The 15948-nt window shown below is 67.7% G+C and carries 17 protein-coding genes; 9 read left to right on the plus strand and 8 right to left on the minus strand.

Annotated features, from left to right (window positions below):
• Window positions 1-9 precede the first annotated feature (9 nt).
• Window positions 10-675, plus strand: a complete 666-nt coding sequence (locus tag ACF8NF_RS10490; protein ID WP_016447154.1) for an arylesterase — start codon at window positions 10-12, stop codon at window positions 673-675.
• Between the two features lie 19 nt (window positions 676-694).
• On the opposite strand, the gene ACF8NF_RS10495 is transcribed toward ACF8NF_RS10490, so the two are convergent.
• The 5 genes from ACF8NF_RS10495 to ACF8NF_RS10515 all read right to left on the minus strand — a co-directional run bounded on the left by ACF8NF_RS10495 (window position 695) and on the right by ACF8NF_RS10515 (window position 5521).
• The gene (locus ACF8NF_RS10495) at window positions 695-880 is read right to left on the minus strand and encodes a hypothetical protein (RefSeq protein ID WP_016447155.1); all 186 of its coding nucleotides are present in this window, start codon (window positions 878-880) and stop codon (window positions 695-697) included.
• A gap of 64 nt (window positions 881-944) precedes the next feature.
• Entirely contained in the window at window positions 945-1754 is an 810-nt protein-coding gene (locus tag ACF8NF_RS10500; protein ID WP_310042734.1) for a DUF2189 domain-containing protein, read from the minus strand.
• A 116-nt stretch (window positions 1755-1870) separates the two neighbouring features.
• The gene (locus ACF8NF_RS10505; RefSeq protein ID WP_047327362.1) at window positions 1871-3622 is read right to left on the minus strand and encodes an alkaline phosphatase; all 1752 of its coding nucleotides are present in this window, start codon (window positions 3620-3622) and stop codon (window positions 1871-1873) included.
• A gap of 98 nt (window positions 3623-3720) precedes the next feature.
• A complete protein-coding gene (locus ACF8NF_RS10510; RefSeq protein WP_279495240.1) occupies window positions 3721-4950 on the minus strand; it encodes a PLP-dependent transferase in 1230 nt (409 codons plus the stop codon).
• Between the two features lie 100 nt (window positions 4951-5050).
• Window positions 5051-5521: a BON domain-containing protein gene (locus ACF8NF_RS10515; protein WP_016447159.1), complete on the minus strand. Its 471-nt coding sequence runs from the start codon at window positions 5519-5521 to the stop codon at window positions 5051-5053.
• Window positions 5522-5671: 150 nt separating this feature from the next.
• Here ACF8NF_RS10515 and ACF8NF_RS10520 point away from each other — a divergent pair, with 150 nt between their 5' ends.
• The 4 genes from ACF8NF_RS10520 to ACF8NF_RS10535 all read left to right on the plus strand — a co-directional run bounded on the left by ACF8NF_RS10520 (window position 5672) and on the right by ACF8NF_RS10535 (window position 9945).
• Window positions 5672-7417: a SulP family inorganic anion transporter gene (locus ACF8NF_RS10520; RefSeq protein ID WP_016447160.1), complete on the plus strand. Its 1746-nt coding sequence runs from the start codon at window positions 5672-5674 to the stop codon at window positions 7415-7417.
• A 31-nt stretch (window positions 7418-7448) separates the two neighbouring features.
• A complete protein-coding gene (locus ACF8NF_RS10525) occupies window positions 7449-8231 on the plus strand; it encodes a GGDEF domain-containing protein (protein WP_017403908.1) in 783 nt (260 codons plus the stop codon).
• Window positions 8218-9087 (plus strand): MinD/ParA family protein, encoded by an 870-nt coding sequence (locus ACF8NF_RS10530; RefSeq protein ID WP_016447162.1) that lies wholly within the window; start codon window positions 8218-8220, stop codon window positions 9085-9087. The genes ACF8NF_RS10525 and ACF8NF_RS10530 overlap by 14 nt, the downstream gene beginning before the upstream one ends.
• Before the next feature lie 66 nt (window positions 9088-9153).
• Window positions 9154-9945, plus strand: a complete 792-nt coding sequence (locus ACF8NF_RS10535) for a sulfurtransferase (RefSeq protein ID WP_392450555.1) — start codon at window positions 9154-9156, stop codon at window positions 9943-9945.
• Here the strand turns inward: ACF8NF_RS10535 and ACF8NF_RS10540 are convergent.
• The 3 genes from ACF8NF_RS10540 to ACF8NF_RS10550 all read right to left on the minus strand — a co-directional run bounded on the left by ACF8NF_RS10540 (window position 9942) and on the right by ACF8NF_RS10550 (window position 11782).
• Window positions 9942-10496, minus strand: a complete 555-nt coding sequence (locus tag ACF8NF_RS10540; protein WP_074921314.1) for a flavodoxin family protein — start codon at window positions 10494-10496, stop codon at window positions 9942-9944. The genes ACF8NF_RS10535 and ACF8NF_RS10540 overlap by 4 nt on opposite strands.
• A gap of 154 nt (window positions 10497-10650) precedes the next feature.
• Entirely contained in the window at window positions 10651-11058 is a 408-nt protein-coding gene (locus ACF8NF_RS10545) for a DoxX family protein (RefSeq protein WP_016447170.1), read from the minus strand.
• A gap of 22 nt (window positions 11059-11080) precedes the next feature.
• On the minus strand, window positions 11081-11782 hold the full coding sequence (locus ACF8NF_RS10550; protein WP_016451660.1) for a pirin family protein: 702 nt from the start codon (window positions 11780-11782) through the stop codon (window positions 11081-11083).
• 132 nt (window positions 11783-11914) lie between these two features.
• Between ACF8NF_RS10550 and ACF8NF_RS10555 the strand changes: the two genes are divergently transcribed.
• From ACF8NF_RS10555 to trmB, 4 genes are all read left to right on the plus strand, one after another.
• Window positions 11915-12853 (plus strand): LysR family transcriptional regulator, encoded by a 939-nt coding sequence (locus tag ACF8NF_RS10555; RefSeq protein ID WP_016447172.1) that lies wholly within the window; start codon window positions 11915-11917, stop codon window positions 12851-12853.
• A 134-nt stretch (window positions 12854-12987) separates the two neighbouring features.
• Window positions 12988-14115, plus strand: coding sequence for an NAD(P)/FAD-dependent oxidoreductase (locus tag ACF8NF_RS10560; RefSeq protein WP_392450556.1), 1128 nt, complete (start codon window positions 12988-12990; stop codon window positions 14113-14115).
• Window positions 14116-14170: 55 nt separating this feature from the next.
• Window positions 14171-15109 (plus strand): tRNA glutamyl-Q(34) synthetase GluQRS, encoded by a 939-nt coding sequence (gene gluQRS, locus ACF8NF_RS10565; protein WP_392450557.1) that lies wholly within the window; start codon window positions 14171-14173, stop codon window positions 15107-15109.
• A gap of 64 nt (window positions 15110-15173) precedes the next feature.
• Window positions 15174-15929 carry a tRNA (guanosine(46)-N7)-methyltransferase TrmB gene (gene trmB / locus ACF8NF_RS10570; RefSeq protein WP_197065211.1) on the plus strand — a complete coding sequence of 252 codons (756 nt, stop codon included), beginning with the start codon at window positions 15174-15176 and terminating at the stop codon, window positions 15927-15929.
• Window positions 15930-15948 lie beyond the last annotated feature (19 nt).

Below are 15948 nucleotides of genomic sequence, written 5' to 3' on the forward strand. Positions count from 1 at the left end.
GGGAAGACGATGCAAGACAAGCTGCGCGCAATGCGCCGACGCCGCCACTTTATCTCGGCCGGCTTGGCCTTCGGTCTGCTGGGTACTTGGACGGCCATGCCCGCCCGGGCTGCAGACGCCGGCCCGTTGCTGGTACTGGGCGATTCGCTGAGTGCCGAGTACGGTCTGGCCCGCGGAACGGGCTGGGTGGCGCTGCTGCAAAAGCGCCTGCAGGAGAGCCAGAAAAATGTGCCGCTGGTCAACGCCAGCGTGAGCGGCGAGACCACCTCGGGCGGCCGCTCGCGCCTGCCGGCCCTGCTCAAGCAGCACAAGCCGTCGGTGGTGGTGATCGAATTGGGAGGCAACGATGCGCTGCGCGGCTTGCCGCTGCAAAGCACGCAGGGCAATCTGGACGCCATGGTACGCGCGGCCCGTGATGCAGGGGCCAAGGTGCTGCTGGTGGGCATGCAGGTGCCTCCCAACTACGGCAGCGGCTATACGCGCCAGTTCGAGCAGTTGTTCTCCAAGGTGGCGCAGGAGCAGAAGGTACCGCTCGTGCCCTTCCTGCTGGCCGGTATAGGCGATGCGGCCGACTCGGCCCAGTGGTTCCAGGCTGACCGCATCCACCCCACGGCCAAGGCCCAGCCGCGCATGCTGGACAACGTCTGGCCACAGCTCAGCAAACTGCTGCCCTAAGCACAGGGCAGCCAGGCTGTCAGCTGCTGCGGCCTTCCTCGCCGGAATGCGCCGCTGCGGGGGATGCCTGGTCTTCACCCGCCATACCGCCGCCCTCATGGTCGTCGGGTTTTCTTTCGGCCTTGGCCTTCTCCTTTTCAAGCTTCTTCTGCTTCTTGGCCAGTTCGCGCTGGCGTTTTTCATAGGCGTAGTTGGGTGTCGCCACAGGTGGACTCCTCTGTTGTTGCAAGCCCCACTGTAGCCGCAAGACGGGGCCCGGCCGTAAAACCTCAGGATAGGGGGGACGCAGGGTCGGCAGATTCACCCACGCTGCAGCGGTAAGCATGCCAACTGGCGCAGCCCAGCAAAGGCCCCACCAGCAGCAGGCCCACGCCGTGCCACCACAGCGCAGCAGCCACCAGCACGGTGATGATCGCGGCCCATTGCAGCATGACGGCCAGGTTGAGGCCGACCACGCGCATGCTGGTGATGCAGGCCGTCAGCGCATCGCTGCCCCGGTCCAGCATGGCCGGCAGCGCCACCACCATGCTGGCGAACACCAGGGCCGCGAAGGCGCCGCCGACCAGCATGTAGATCGCCAGGAACTCCCAATTCTCCGGCCGTGCCACGGCCTGCAGCATGCCGGCCGTGGTGGGCATGCCGGTATCGAAGAACACGGCAAACACCACCATGGAGGCGCGCGCCCAGAGCATTTCCAGCACCAGCAGCACCATGACCAGCATGCCCATGCTGCCCATTTGCGTGTCCCAGCAGGTCAGCGAGCTGCTCAGTTGGGGCGGCAATCCCCGCTCCAGCCTGCGGCTGGTGTCGTACAGGCCCATGGCCAGGAAGGGGCCGATGAGCAGACAGCCGCTGGCCATGGCCATGCTGTATTCAGGGCTGGCACGGAACACCCAGCCGATGAGCAGGGCCATGGCCCAGAAGCACAGGCCATAGAACAGCGCAACGCCCGGCGCCCGCTGCAGATCGCGCCAGCCCAGCGCCAGCCAGCGCCAGGGATCGGCCATGCGCAGCGGTTGCACCTGCAGCGCGCCAGCCGGGTGGTCGGAAGCTTTCTCGGGAGCGGGGGATGCCTGCATGCCTGGACCTCCTGGATCAGCGAGCCCCAAGTTAGCGCAGCCATGGCCGCGCTGCCATGGCGGAAACTACCGAGGGCCCCCGCCCAGACCGCGCAGGCCCGCACCCCGGTCCGCCCTCAGGCCTGCACCAGCTTGCCCGGCTGGCCGGGCAGCACCTTCCAGGCCGCGTCCCGCACGGTCTGGTACTGGCGGCTGAACACCGTATCCACATAGATCCATTCGGCCTGGCAGGCCTGGGGGGTTGCCGTGACGATCATGTAGCCGCGGCGGGAGGTATCGCAGTACTTGAGCGTGTTGATGAACTGCAGCAGCGCGCCACGCAACTGGGCCGGATCCTGGCCGGGCAGGTAGTCCTCGAAGCCGGGCGAGCTGACGGACGAGGTGGCGAACTCCACGCCCACGCCCTGCCCGCTGCGGTCGCGCAGCTCGCTGGCCCAGGCGTTGTGGGTGTCACCGGCCAGCACGACCAGGTTCTTGCCCAGGCTGCGCGCCGTGGCCAGCACGGTCTCGCGAGCCACGGCGTAGCCGTCCCAGGCATCGAGGTTGTAGGGAATGCTGGGCTGGGCCAGGATGGCCTTTTCCGCCGCCGTCAGGCTGGCCGGGTTGGCCTGGGCCTTGGCCAGCAGCGCCGCGTAGGCCGGCAGCGAGACACCGCTGCCGGGGCTGAGGATGTCCATCAGCAAGGGCGCCGGCAGCTCCATGCGCCCCATCAGCACCTGCTGGCCCAGCACCTGCCAGGTGGCCTGCGAGGCCGCCATCTGCTGGCCAAGCCACTGGGTCTGCGTGGCGCCCATGAGCTGGCGTGCGGGATTGGCCATGTCGGAGGAAAAGCGCGCCGCGTCCAGCCCCTGTGCCGTGAAATAGTCGGCGTAGTCCAGCTGTTCGTCACGGCCGATGACGCGCGTGTCCAGCATGTGCAGCGCCAGCAGGTCGCCGAAGGCGAAGCTGCGGTAGATGATCTCGGGCTGTGCGTTGCGCGTGGGCATCCACTCGTGATAGGCCTTGAGCGCGGCCACCTTGCGCAGCTCGAAGTCGCCTTCGGTGGCCGGCTGGTGGTTCTCGGCGCCGTGCATCCAGGTGTCATTGGAGACTTCGTGGTCGTCCCAGACCGCAATCATGGGCGCTGCCGCATGCAGGGCCTGCAGGTCGGCATCGCTCTTGTACTGGGCATGGCGCTGGCGGTAGTCGGCCAGGCTGACGATTTCGTTGGCCGGCAGGCTCTGGCGCTGCATGGCTTCGGCCTTGCCGTTGGCATAGCCGCCGCGCGCATATTCGTAGATGTAGTCGCCCAGATGCACGGTGGCGTCCAGGTCGCCCTGGCGCGCCGCATGCGCGTAGACATTGAAGTAGCCGGCCGGGTAGTTGGCGCAGGAAAACACGGCCAGCTTGACCTGCTGCACGGCGCCCACGGGCAGGGTTCGCGTGCGGCCCGTGGCGCTGGTCATGCCCTGGCAGCGAAAGCGGTAGTGGTAGCGCGTGGCGGGCCTGAGGCCCGTGGCATCGGCCTTGAAGGTGAAATCCTGGGTGGCGCGCGCCATGGCCTTGCCCGAAGTCACGAGGGTCTTGAAGTCGGCGTCCGATGCCACTTCCCACTCCACCTCGATGTCGCTGGAATGGCCCTGCGGCGGCGTCACGCGGGTCCAGAGGATGACGCGGTCACTCAACGGGTCGCCGCTGGCCACGCCGTGGCGGAACTCGACGGGAATGCGGCTGTCGCCATCCGACCCGCCGCAGCCGGCCAGTGGCAGCGCCAGGGCCGAGGCGCCCATGCCGCGCACGAAATGGCGGCGGCTGGCCACGAGGCCGGATTCGCGGGAGCCGGCTTTCGCCTGCTGCAGGATGTTGGTGATGCTCTCTTTGTGCTTCATGCTGGACCGGGGCCCGAAGGCCTCCGTGGGGTGGTATGAAGCCAGCGAGCATCGGCGGCGCAGGTGACAGGCAGATGTCACCTGCGCCTGGCGCTCAACTATGCAAACGCGGCGGCCAGGGCCTGCTCCAGGTCGGCACGCAGGTCCTGCACCGCTTCCAGGCCGATGGCAAAGCGCACCACGGTGCCGCTGCGCAGCTGGGGCGTGGGGCAGCTGCGCATGGACGACAGCTCATAGGGCACGACCAGGCTGATGGGACCGCCCCAGCTGTAGCCGATCTTGAACAGGCGCAGGCTGTCGCAGAAGCGGTCCACGGCCTGCTGGCCGTGGCGCGGATCGATGACCACGCTGAACAGGCCGGCGGCCACGCCCTCGCCGCCTGCGGCTGCGCCACACAGCGCCTTCCAGTTCTCGTGGCCCGGAGCGCCTTCCAGCGCCGGGTGCAGCACCTGGGCCACGGCCGGCTGCTGCTGCAGCCAGCGCGCCAGCTCGCGCGCGGCGCGGTCCTGTGCGTGGTAGCGCAGTGCGATGCTGGGCAGCGATCGCAGCACGGCCTCGGTGTCGTTGCCGCCCACGCCCAGGCCCAGGCGCATATGGGCCAGCTTGATGCGCATGTGCAGCGCCTGGTCGCGCGTGATGATGCTGCCCATGAGCACATCGCCGCCGCCGCTGGGGTACTTGGTGAGCGCATGGACGGTGGCGTCCACGCCCAGGCTGTGCGAGCCGTCGCCCAGCAGGTCGAAGGGATTGAAGGCCAGGCCCGCGCCCCAGGTGTTGTCCAGCACGGTGGTGATGCCGCGCGCGCGGCACAGGCGCACCATGGCGATGAGGTCGGGGAACTCCATGGTCACCGAGCCCGGCGCCTCCAGCCAGACCAAACGCGTCTTGGACGTGATTTTGGCTTCGAGGTCGGCAACATCCATGGCGTCGTAGCACTGGTGGCGCACACCGAAATGGGCCAGCTCGCCCTCGCTCAGGGTCTTGTTGGGACCGTAGGCGTTGTCGGGCAGCAGCATCTCGTCGCCGGTGCGCAGCAGGGCCAGGGAGGTGGTGGCGATGGCCGCCAGGCCGCTGGGCACCAGCAGGCATTGCAGGCCGCCTTCCAGCGCGCTCAGGCGCTCTTCCAGCAAGAACGTGGTGGGCGTGCCGTGCAGGCCGTAGGTGTAGCTGCTCTTGTCCAACCACTGGCGGCGGCGCATGGCCGCCACATTCTCGAAGATCACCGTCGAGGCCTTGTGCACGGGCGGCTGCGGCGCAACAAAGCCCTCTGGCGGCTGGTAGGGATGATGGATGAGATGGGTGCTGATCTGCAGGTCGGGTGTGCTCATGCAGCGCATCTTATGCGCTGGGCTGCAGCGTTCAGGCATAAAAAAACCAGGCGGGGAATCCGCCTGGTTTTCACAAGGGCAACGGAGCCGGTGGCTGCGATCAGCTGGCCTTGATCTCCAGCATGTTGCTGACGTTGTTCACGCCCTTGACGGATTTGGCAATGTCGCCTGCGCGCATCTTGAGTGCTTCGCTGGGGACCGAGCCGGTCAGCGTCACGGCGCCTGCCTTGGTGTCCACGTCGATCTTGAGGGCGGAGATATCGGGCTCCTTGATCAGGTCGGCCTTGATCTGGGCGGTGATGCCGGCGTCGTCGAGTGCGGCGCCTGCCTGGCTCATGGCGTTGTTGGTGGCCGCTTCGGCCTTGGCAGCACCTTCCTCGATCTTGGTGCCGGCGCTGCTCATGGCGTTGTCGATCTTCTGGCCGGCGCTTTGCGCGGCCTGCTGGGACTGCTGAACCGCAGAGTCGAGCTTCTGGCCCGCAGTGTCTTCGGTCTTGCCGCAGGCGGCAAGGCCGAAGGCCAGGGCAGACACGGCGAGGATCTGGCAGCAGCGTTGGGTGATGAAAGTCATGCGGTTACTCCTTGAATAGTTGTGAGGCGGTCAACACAGGCCTCGACTTTATTGAGGGCCCTGGGACAAACCCATACGACGCCGACGCAAGCGCCTGTAGGACAAGCCCGAACATCCCGGCACCATCCAGTTAGCATGACAATAGCGGCCATGCATTCCCTGGCGCGCTGGTTTCCCTTCCTGGCATGGCCCAAACCTTCGGCAGCCGTGCTGCGCGGGGAGTTCTGGGCAGGTCTCACCGTTGGTCTGATGCTTCTGCCCCAGGGCGTGGCCTATGCTGCCCTTGCGGGCATGCCGCTGATCACGGGCATTTACGCATCCATCGTTCCAGCCCTGGTGGCCGTGCTGTTCAGCGGCTCGCCCCGTCTGGGCGTGGGACCCACGGCCCTGAGCGCGCTGCTGATCGGCGCCTCGCTCACAGGCTTGGCCGAGCCAGGCTCCGCGCACTGGGTGGCGCTGGCCGCATGGATGGCGATTCTGTCGGGCCTGGTGCAGTGGTCGCTGGGGCTGATGCGCGCCGGCTGGCTGCTCAACCTGGTGACCTCGCCCGTGCTCACCGGCTTCACGCAGGCTGCGGCGCTGCTGATCCTGGCCTCGCAGCTGCCCACGCTGCTGGGCCTGCGCTCGACCTGGGGTGCCGTCTGGAACACGCCGTCGCTGCAGCTTTTCGACTGGCAGTCCATCGTCTACGGCATGGCCAGCATTGCCTTGCTCGTGCTCGCCAAGCGCTGGCGTGCGGCCTTTCCCTCGGCCATCTTCATCATTGCGCTGACCGGCGTGATCAGTTGGGCCACGGACTTTGCCGACGACGGCGGCGCCGTGGTCGGCCATCTGCCCGCGGGCCTGCCCAGCTTCCAGCTGCCGGGGCTGCTGAGCTGGGACGAGTTCGGCGCCCTGGTGATGCCGGTGCTGGTGATCTCGCTGGTGAGCTTTCTGGAGACGGCCTCCAGCGCCCAGGTGGAGCACCAGCAGGCCGGCACGCGCTGGAACGAGAACCAGGACCTGGTCGCCCAGGGCCTGTCCAAGATCAGTGCGGGCCTGTTCGGCAGCTTTGCCACCAGCGCCTCGTTCTCGCGCTCGGCCGTGAACCTGCTGGCCGGCGCCAAGACGGGATGGTCCAACGTGTTCTCCATCCTGCTGGTGGTCATCGTGGTGATGTGGTTCATCCCGGCGCTGTACCACGTGCCCAAGGCGGCGCTGGCGGCCATCGTGATCACGGCCGTGGTCAACCTCGTCAAGCCGCGTGTGCTGCTGCAGCTGTTCAAGGTGTCGCGCGTGGAGGGCAGCATTGCCCTGGCCACGCTGCTGCTGACCATCGTCACGGCGCCGCGCATGTACTGGGGCGTGTTCGCGGGCATCGTGCTGAGCCTGGGCTACTTCCTCTACCAGCGCCTGCACCCGCGCATCATCGAGGTGGGCCAGCATCCTGATGGCAGCCTGCGCGACCGCAACCTCTGGCAGTTGCCTCCGCTGGCGCCAGGCCTGCTGGCCCTGCGCATGGATGCCGAGTTGGACTTCGGCTCGGCCTCGGCCCTGGAGCGACGCATCGGCGACGAATGGGCGCTGCGCCCCGAGACGCACCACCTGTGCCTGCTGGCCCAGCCCATCAACCGCATCGACGTGACGGGCGTGGAGACCTTCGTGCGCCTGCAACTGCTGGTGGCCAAGCGCAGCGGCGTGCTGCACGTGGTGGGCCTGAAGTTGCCGGCCGAGCAGGTGCTGCTGCGCGCCGGCGCCCTGCACCGCGGGCCGCACCTGCGGCTGTACCGCACCGATGCGGAATTCCTCGCCGCGCTGGCCCTGCCGCCCTTCATATCTCGGCCGGGATCAACATCTGTTACCAGCGATGGTGCAAAAGTCGACGCCGGCGCGGCGACAATTGAGCCTACACACTGATACACTTCACCGGCTTTTGATTCAGCCCTCTGTGACTGCCCCCGCCTCCCACCAATCCGTATACCTGCGCGACCTGCGCCTGGCCACAGCCCACGCGCTGGTTACCCACGCTGGCGGGGCGGTCCATTTGCCCACGGATTCGCCGACGCGATACCTGCAGGCGCTGATCGACGAACTGTGTTCGCTGTCGCTGCGCGACCCGCTCACGGGACTGGCCAACCGCCGCCATTTCCGCACCATTGCCGAGCGCGAGATCGACCGCGTGGCGCGCTCGGGCGAAGCGGCGCTGATGCTGATGCTGGACATCGACCATTTCAAGCAGATCAACGACCAGCACGGCCATATCGTCGGCGACCGGGTTCTGCAGTCGGTGGCCCGAACCCTGACCAGTTGCGTGCGCCCCATGGACACGCTGGCCCGCTACGGAGGCGAGGAGTTCGCCATCGTGCTGCCGGCCTGCCCTGCGACGTTCGGCCTGTCCGTGGCCGAGCGCATACGCAGCGCCATCGAGCGCATGCCGGTGGTCATCTCACCCACGTTGACACTGCAGATCACCATCAGCATCGGCGGCGCCTATGCGCTGCAGTGGATACGCAGCACCACGACCTTGTGGACCGAGCGTGCCGACAAACAGTTGTACCTGGCCAAGTCTGCCGGCCGCAACCGCGTGCACATTGAAGAACAACCAGACAGTACGGTAAGCGCGGAGGAAAAAAGCCTGCTTTTCGGACCTTTGTATGCCCCCTCCCCGTTTGACAATGGGCTGAATCCAGATATTGCAACCGATGTGGACCCCGAAGATGGACTCCGCTGATAGCCCGGTGGTAAGCGACAACGCCATTCCCCACCCCTCCCTGCCCGCTGCCGTTTCGATGAGCGATGCCGTGCGCGCCAAGCCGCGCGGACACATCATCGCCGTGACCAGCGGCAAGGGCGGCGTGGGCAAGACCTTCGTTTCGGCCAACCTGGCCGCAGCGCTGACACGCCATGGCCTCAAGGTCTTGGTGCTCGATGCCGACCTGGGCCTGGCCAACCTGGACGTGGTGCTCAACCTCTACCCCAAGGTCACGCTGCACGATGTGTTCACCGGCCGTTCCACGCTGGAGGAAGCCATCCTGCCCGCCCCCGGCGGCTACTCGGTGCTGCTGGCCGGCTCGGGGATGATCGAGTACTCGCGGCTCACGCCCGAGATCCGCCAGCAGTTCACGCACACCATCGAGACGCTGGCCCCTCGCTACGACATCGTGCTGCTGGACACGGGCGCGGGCATCTCCGACGTGGTGCTGTTCTCGGTGTCCATGGCCACCGAAGTGCTGGTCATCGCCACGCCCGAGCCCACCTCGCTGACCGATGCCTATGCAGCCATCAAGGTGCTTGCCATTCAGCAAAAGCGCCAGCAGATCCGCCTGGCCATCAACCAGGCCGCGCGTCCCGGCGATGGCCGCGCCATCACGGGTCAGCTCCAGCAGGTGCTCAACCGCTTTGTCAGCACGGCCTCCGGCGAGCCATTGCGGCTCACGCACCTGGGCGACATTCCCTCCGACCCGGCCGTGCGCGAGGCCGTGATGCGACGCCAGTTGCTGCTGCAATCCATGCCCGGTGCACCGGCTTCGCTGGCCGTGGCCCAGCTGGCCAATAAAATCAAGGCCCTGCTGGTGTCGGGCGGCTGATCGGGCCGCCCCTCGCCGGCGACCCGATCCAACCTGCGGCCCTTGCCGCCCCCCGCCTGCCTTCCTGTGCCCGATATCCTCAATATTTCCTGCTACAAGTTCACGCCGCTGCCCGACGCAGCGGCGCTGCGCGACACCCTGGCCGAACGCGCCCAGGCCCTGGCGCTCAAGGGCACCATCCTGCTGGCCGAGGAAGGCATCAACTTCTTCCTGGCAGGCCCCGCCCAGGCGGTGCACAGCTTCGTCGATCAGTTGCGCAGCGATGAGCGCTTTGCCGACCTGGCCCCCAAGGAAAGCTGGTCCGACACCGTTCCTTTCCGCAAGATGCTGGTCAAGGTCAAGCGCGAGATCATCCGCATGGACCACCCCACCATCCGCCCGGCAGAGGGTCGCGCGCCTTCTGTCAGCCCCGCCACGCTGCGCCGCTGGCTGCAGCAGGGCCACGATGACGAGGGCCGCGAGGTGGTGACGCTGGATACGCGCAACGACTTCGAGGTCGATGCCGGCGCCTTCAAGGGCACCATCGACTGGCGCATCACCAAGTTCACCGAATTCCCGCCCGCGCTGCGTGCCCACAAGGCCGAACTGGCCGGCAAGACCGTGGTCAGCTATTGCACGGGCGGCATACGCTGCGAGAAGGCCGCCATCCTCATGCAGGACGAAGGCCTGGACCATGTCTATCAGCTCGAGGGCGGCATCCTCAAGTACTTCGAGGAGACCGACGGCGCCTTCTATAACGGCGGCTGCTTCGTCTTCGACGAGCGCCGCGCCGTGGGTGCGGACCTGGCCATCACGCCCTTGGCTCCGGCAGAGCCGCTGGAGCCGATACAGCCGACAAGCCCGCCAGGCAAGGCTTAGGCCTTCAACCGCAGCGCCTGCTGCGCCACGCGCTCGCCGAACAGGCGCGCGGTCTCCAGGTCGCCCGGCAGCATCTCGGCGGCCGAGGCATCCGAGGCCGATTGCGCCATGGCGCCGCTGAAGGCGCCTATCCAGTTGAGGTCGTTGCGCTGCGCGGCGCGCGCGTTGGACGGCAGCATGCCGCTGCCCACCCACAGCCCGCCGTGCTGCATGGCCAGCTGGAACAGATAGTCCAGCGTGGTCTGCTTGTTGCCGTTGACGCTGGCACTGTTGGTGAAGCCGGCGAACAGCTTGTCCTTCCAGGCCTGCACGAACCACGGCTTGGACGAGGCATCGGCAAAGCGCTTGAACTGCCAGCTGGGCCCGCCCATGTAGGTGGGCGAGCCGAAGATGATGGCATCTGCCGCCGCCAGCAGCTCCCAGCCGCCGGCAGGCAGCTGGCCGTCGCTGTCTATGGCCAGCATGCGCGCACCCGCGCCATCGGCCACGGCCTGGGCCATGCGCTGGGTGTGCCCGTAACCCGAGTGGTAGACCACCACGATATCTGCCATACAAGAAATCCTCGGGCGCCGGCCACGGCTCCAGGCCGGCAGGCGCCACATTCATCGATCATCCACGCCAAAAGGCCCCACAGCGCTGCTGCGGGGCCCACTCAGGCCGGTAGCCTAACAAAAATAAAGGAGCCGGCGGCAGTGCGCGGGCCACTCAATGGCGCCGTGCATCCACACTCCAGCCACCGGCGCCATGGGCGGCAAAGCCCAGCAGGCCGCCCGTGACGGCGATGTTCTTCCAGAACAGCAGCTGCTGCATCATGGCCGCGTCAGCCGGCACGCTCCAGTAGGCATGGAAGAAGAAGCTGGCCACCAGCGTGAAGAAGGCCAGCGCCAGGGCCGCCCAGCGCGTGCACCAGCCCAGCAGCAGGGCCAGCCCGCCGACGATCTCCACCACCAGGGCCACGGCCACGCCGATCTGCGGCATGGGCATGCCCACCGAGGCCGCATAGCCCACCGTGCCGGCGAAGCCTCCGATTTTCTGAAAGCCCGCAGGCACGAACATCAGCGCGATCAGGATGCGGCCGGCCAGCGCCAGCGGGTTGCTCAGACGGTTCAGCATGATGGTTACTCCTCGTGAATGCTCAGGCTTGCAGATCGAACACCAGGACCTCGGACTGTTCCCCGTCGTGCAGGCGCAGTCGCGGTTCATTCTCCACAAGGGCCGCATCGCCCGTTGTCAGCCGTTGCCCATTGACGCTCAGCGCGCCGCGCACCAGATGCACATAGGTTTTGCGGCCGGGGGGCAGCTCCATTTCGGCGTGCTCATCGCCGTCGAACAGGCCGGCATAGAGCCGGGCATCGGCATGGACGGTGACCGAGCCATCCGCGCCATCGGGCGAGGCCACCAGGCGCAGGCGGCCGCGCTTTTCCTCGTCGGCAAAGGCTTTCTGCGCATAGCCGGGCGCAATGCCCGTCTCGCTGGGCAGCAGCCAGATCTGCAGGAAATGCGTGGTCTGGCCTGGTGCGTGGTTGTGCTCGCTGTGCACCACGCCCGAGCCGGCGCTCATGCGCTGCACCTCTCCCGGCGAGATGGTCTGCTCATTGCCCATGCTGTCCTTGTGCGAGAGCCGGCCTTCGAGCACGTAGCTGATGATCTCCATGTCCTTGTGGCCATGGGCGCCAAAGCCCGTGCCCGGGGCGATATGGTCTTCATTGATCACGCGCAGGTTGCCAAAGCCCATGTGGCGCGGATCGTGATAGCCCGCAAACGAGAAGCTGTGGTGCGAGCGCAGCCAGCCGTGGTCGGCATGGCCGCGTTCGCGGGATTTGCGCAGGGCGATCATGTGTATGTCCCTTTCAACTGGTCAGATCTTCAAAACTCTTGCGTCGGTGGCTCCACTGTAGAAGCCGCTGTAGCAGGCCAGGCACAGCGGGATTGATGGCATCATTCAAAGCTTTTGAATCCATAACGCCCCATGCCCAGCCCCCGCGACGTGCTCACTCCCGACAGCCTGGCCATGCTCCAGGCCATTGCCGAGGCCGGCAGCTTTGCCGCCGCCGCACGCCAGCTGGGCCTGGTGCCAAGTGCCCTGACCTACCGCGTGCGCCAGATCGAGGATGCGCTGGACGTGCTGCTGTTCGACCGCCGCTCGCGCCACGCCCAGCCCACCGAGGCCGGCCGGGAACTGCTGCGCGAAGGCACCCGGCTGCTGCATGAGATCGACACCGTGGCCCACCGCGTGCGCCGTGTGGCCACGGGCTGGGAGCCGCACCTGACCATCGTGGTGGACGGCGCCGTGGCGCGCACGCCCATGCTGGAACTGGTCGAGGCCTTCTACGCCATGCAGCCGCCCACGCGGCTGAAGCTGCGCGACGGCATCCTCACCGGCACGCTGGAGACGCTGACCTCGGGCCGCGCCGACCTGGCCATCGGCGTGGCCGTCAACTCCAGCAACGTGGCAGGCCTGCAGGCCTGCGAGCTGGGCGAGCTGGACTTCGTCTTTGCCGTGGCGCCACACCATCCGCTGGCCACGGCGCCCGAGCCCATCACCGACGCGACGCTGCTGCAGCACCGCATCATCGCCGTGGCCGATTCAGGCCTGCGCGACAGCGCCAGCATGGGCCTGCTCAGCGGCCAGGACATCTTCACCGTGGACTCCATGCAGGCCAAGATCGAGGCACAGGTGCGCGGCATAGGCTGCGGCTTCCTGCCCCATTTCATGGCCGACGTCTATGTGCAAGCCGGCCTGCTGGTAACGCGCCAGGTCGCCCGGCCCTCGCGCAATGTGCGCATGCACTACGCATGGTCCTGCCCGCCGCAGCAGGACCCGCCGCGCGCGCTGCAGTGGTGGCTGCAGCAGCTGGAAAGCCCCGCCACGCGCCGCGCTCTCATGGAAAATCATCACCGACATTGAGCTGGCGCACGCCGCCGGGCGGTCTGTGCGGGTGTAGAGTGGTTACAGGTCCCGGCCTGCTCCGCCGCTGCGGCGAAGCAGGCCGGCAAGGACATGCTTCCCGGAATCTGCCACTGCCCGCAAAGGTCTGCTCCATGAACGCTTCCCGCGCCGCCTCCAAGTCCACGGTCAAGAAAAAGGCCACCAAGCCCCCCGAAGCCTCCAAGGCGCGCCCCAAGGCCGGCGCGCGCCGCATCGCCGTGATCGGTGCCGGCATGGCGGGCCTGGCCTGCGCCCGCACGCTGATACAGGCCGGCCACGATGTCCATGTCTACGAACGGCTGCCCCAGGTGGGCGGGCGCATGCGCTCCGTCAACGCCGCGCATGGCGCCTTCGACATCGGCGCGCAGTATTTCACCGTGCGCGACAAGCGCTTCGAGCTGGCCCTGCAGACCGTGCCCGGCCTGTGCCGCCCCTGGAGCGTGAGCACGCTGCGCGTGCTGGATGCGCAGGGTCGCCAGTCCAGCGCCGCACCCGCACCCACAGAGGCCCATTGGGTGGCCACGCCCGACATGCAGGCCCTGCCGCTGGCCTGGGCCGCGCCGCTGTGGGATGCCGACCGCCTGCATCTGGGCCAGCGCGTGACCAAGCTCGAACGCCAGCCCGGATCGCGCGGCTGGAGCCTGCATGTGGAGACGACCGAGCCGACCACGCAGATCCGCACGGGATTCGATGAAGTGATACTCGCCCTTCCCGCGCCCCAGGCGCGCCAGCTGCTGCAGACCACGCCCCTGGCCCTGTCGCTGGTGCAGGGCATGGCGGCCGTGGAGATGGCACCGTGCTGGGCGCTGACGCTGTCCTATCCCATGGCCACCGAGGCCGGCCTGTCCACCCTGGGCCCACAGTGGAATGCAGCCCGTACCACCCATGAGCGTGCAGTCTGGGTGGCGCGCGAATCGTCCAAGCCGGGACGCTCCCAGAGCGAGCGATGGACCGTGCTGGCCAGCCCCCAATGGTCCCAGGAGCACCGCTCCGACGACGCGCCCCGCGTGCTGGCCAAGATGCAGAAGGCCTTTGGCGAGATCACGCGCATCCGCATCCCCCCCCGCCATGCCAGCGTCTACCTCTGGCCCCATGCGCAGACCCTGTCGCCGCTGGGCCGCAGCCATTTGCGCAACAAGGATGCGGGCCTGGGCTTGTGCGGCGACTGGTGCATTGGCCGCCGCGTGGAGGATGCCTTTGTCTCGGGACTGGAAATGGCCCTGGCGTTGGCTGCGGACTGAACCAGGCCACCAGGTCCTGGCAGGGGGCGGCGCAAGGCCTTAACATCCGGCCCCGATGATTCCCGCCGCCCCTGAATCCGCCGAGACCGGCTCCGCACCCGCCCCATCCCCGTATGTCGGCCGCTTTGCGCCCTCGCCCACGGGCCTGCTGCACGCAGGCTCCCTGGTGGCAGCGCTGGCCAGCTGGCTGGATGCCCGGGCCCACGGCGGGCGCTGGCTGGTGCGCATCGAGGACATAGATCCCCCGCGCTGCCAGCCCGGTGCCGACATGGCCATCCTGGGCCAGCTCGCCGCCTGCGGCCTGCTGCCCGACGAGGAGCCGGTCTGGCAATCCCGCCGCGGCGCCCTCTACGAGGCCGCTATGGAGCAGCTCAAGGCCAGCGGCCTGGCCTATCCCTGCGGCTGCACACGCAAGGACATCGAGGCCGCCTGGGACCATCTGGGCTGGATCCATGAACGCCATGTGGAGCGCCCCTACCCCGGCACCTGCCGCGACGGCCTGCATGGCAAGAGCCCCCGCGCCTGGCGCTTTGCGCTGGACCACTTTGCCGGCCGCCACCCCGTGCTGCACTGGCTGGACCGCCGCATGGGCGCACAGCAGCAGGACGTGACCCACAGCGTCGGCGACTTCGTGCTGCGCCGGGCCGATGGCCTGTGGGCCTATCAGCTGGCCGTGGTCGTCGATGACGGCCTGCAGGGCGTCACCCATGTGGTGCGCGGCGCCGACCTCGCCGACAATACGCCCCGCCAGATGCTGCTGCAGCGCGCCCTGGGCCTGCCCGCCCCGCAGTACCTGCATACGCCGCTGGTGCTCATGCCTGACGGCGAGAAACTTTCCAAGCAGCACGGCGCCCCCGCCCTGGACCTGAGCGTCCCCCTGGCCACGCTTCGCACCGCCGCCACCCACCTGGGCCTGCCCCAGCCTTCTCCACAGACCGCATTGGGCGAAGCGCTGCAGTTCTGGGTACGGAGCTGGCGCCATACATACAATTGAGCCCGTGAACCCAATTCCTTCCTCCCACGCCGAGCAGTCCATGGACGGCGACATCCCGAACACCATGCCCGCTGCCTCCGGCACGCCGCATGATTGCCCTTCACCCTCCACGCCTGCGGCCGCGCGTACCGGCCAGCCGCCCGAGGGCGTGGCCCATCCCAAGACCATCAAAAGCTATGTGCGCCGCGCCGGCCGCACCACGACCGGCCAGGCCAAGGCCTTCGAGGAACTGGGCCCGCGCTTCGTGCTCAACTACCAGGCCGCGCCGCTGGACGCAGCAGCCACCTATGGCCGCCAGGGCCGGCTGATCCTGGAGATCGGCTTCGGCATGGGCGAGGCCACGGCACACATTGCGCGCGTGCGCCCCGACGACAACTTCCTTTGCTGCGAGGTGCACGAGCCTGGCGTGGGCGCCCTGCTCAAGCGCATTGGCGAGCAGGACATCACCAACATCCGCATCCTGCAGCACGACGCCGTCGAAGTCATAGACAACATGCTGCCCGAGGCCAGCCTCGACGGCGTGCACATCTTCTTTCCCGATCCCTGGCACAAGAAGAAGCACAACAAGCGCCGCCTGATCCAGGAGCCGCTGGTGGCCAAGCTGGCGCGCCGGCTGCGCCCCGGTGGCTACATCCACTGCGCCACCGACTGGGAACCCTACGCAGTGCAGATGCTGGAAGTGCTGGGCGCCGAGCCCCTGCTGGCCAACACGGCACAAGGCTATGCCGCCAAGCCCGACTACCGGCCGCTGACCAAGTTCGAGAACCGCGGGATCCGCCTGGGCCACGGCGTATGGGATCTGGTGTTTGAGCGCCGCTGAGCCGGTCGCGCCCTCCTCC

Source organism: Delftia sp. WSY_22 (genome assembly GCF_043104185.1).
In the GTDB taxonomy this organism is placed as follows: Bacteria; Pseudomonadota; Gammaproteobacteria; order Burkholderiales; family Burkholderiaceae_C; genus Comamonas; species Comamonas tsuruhatensis.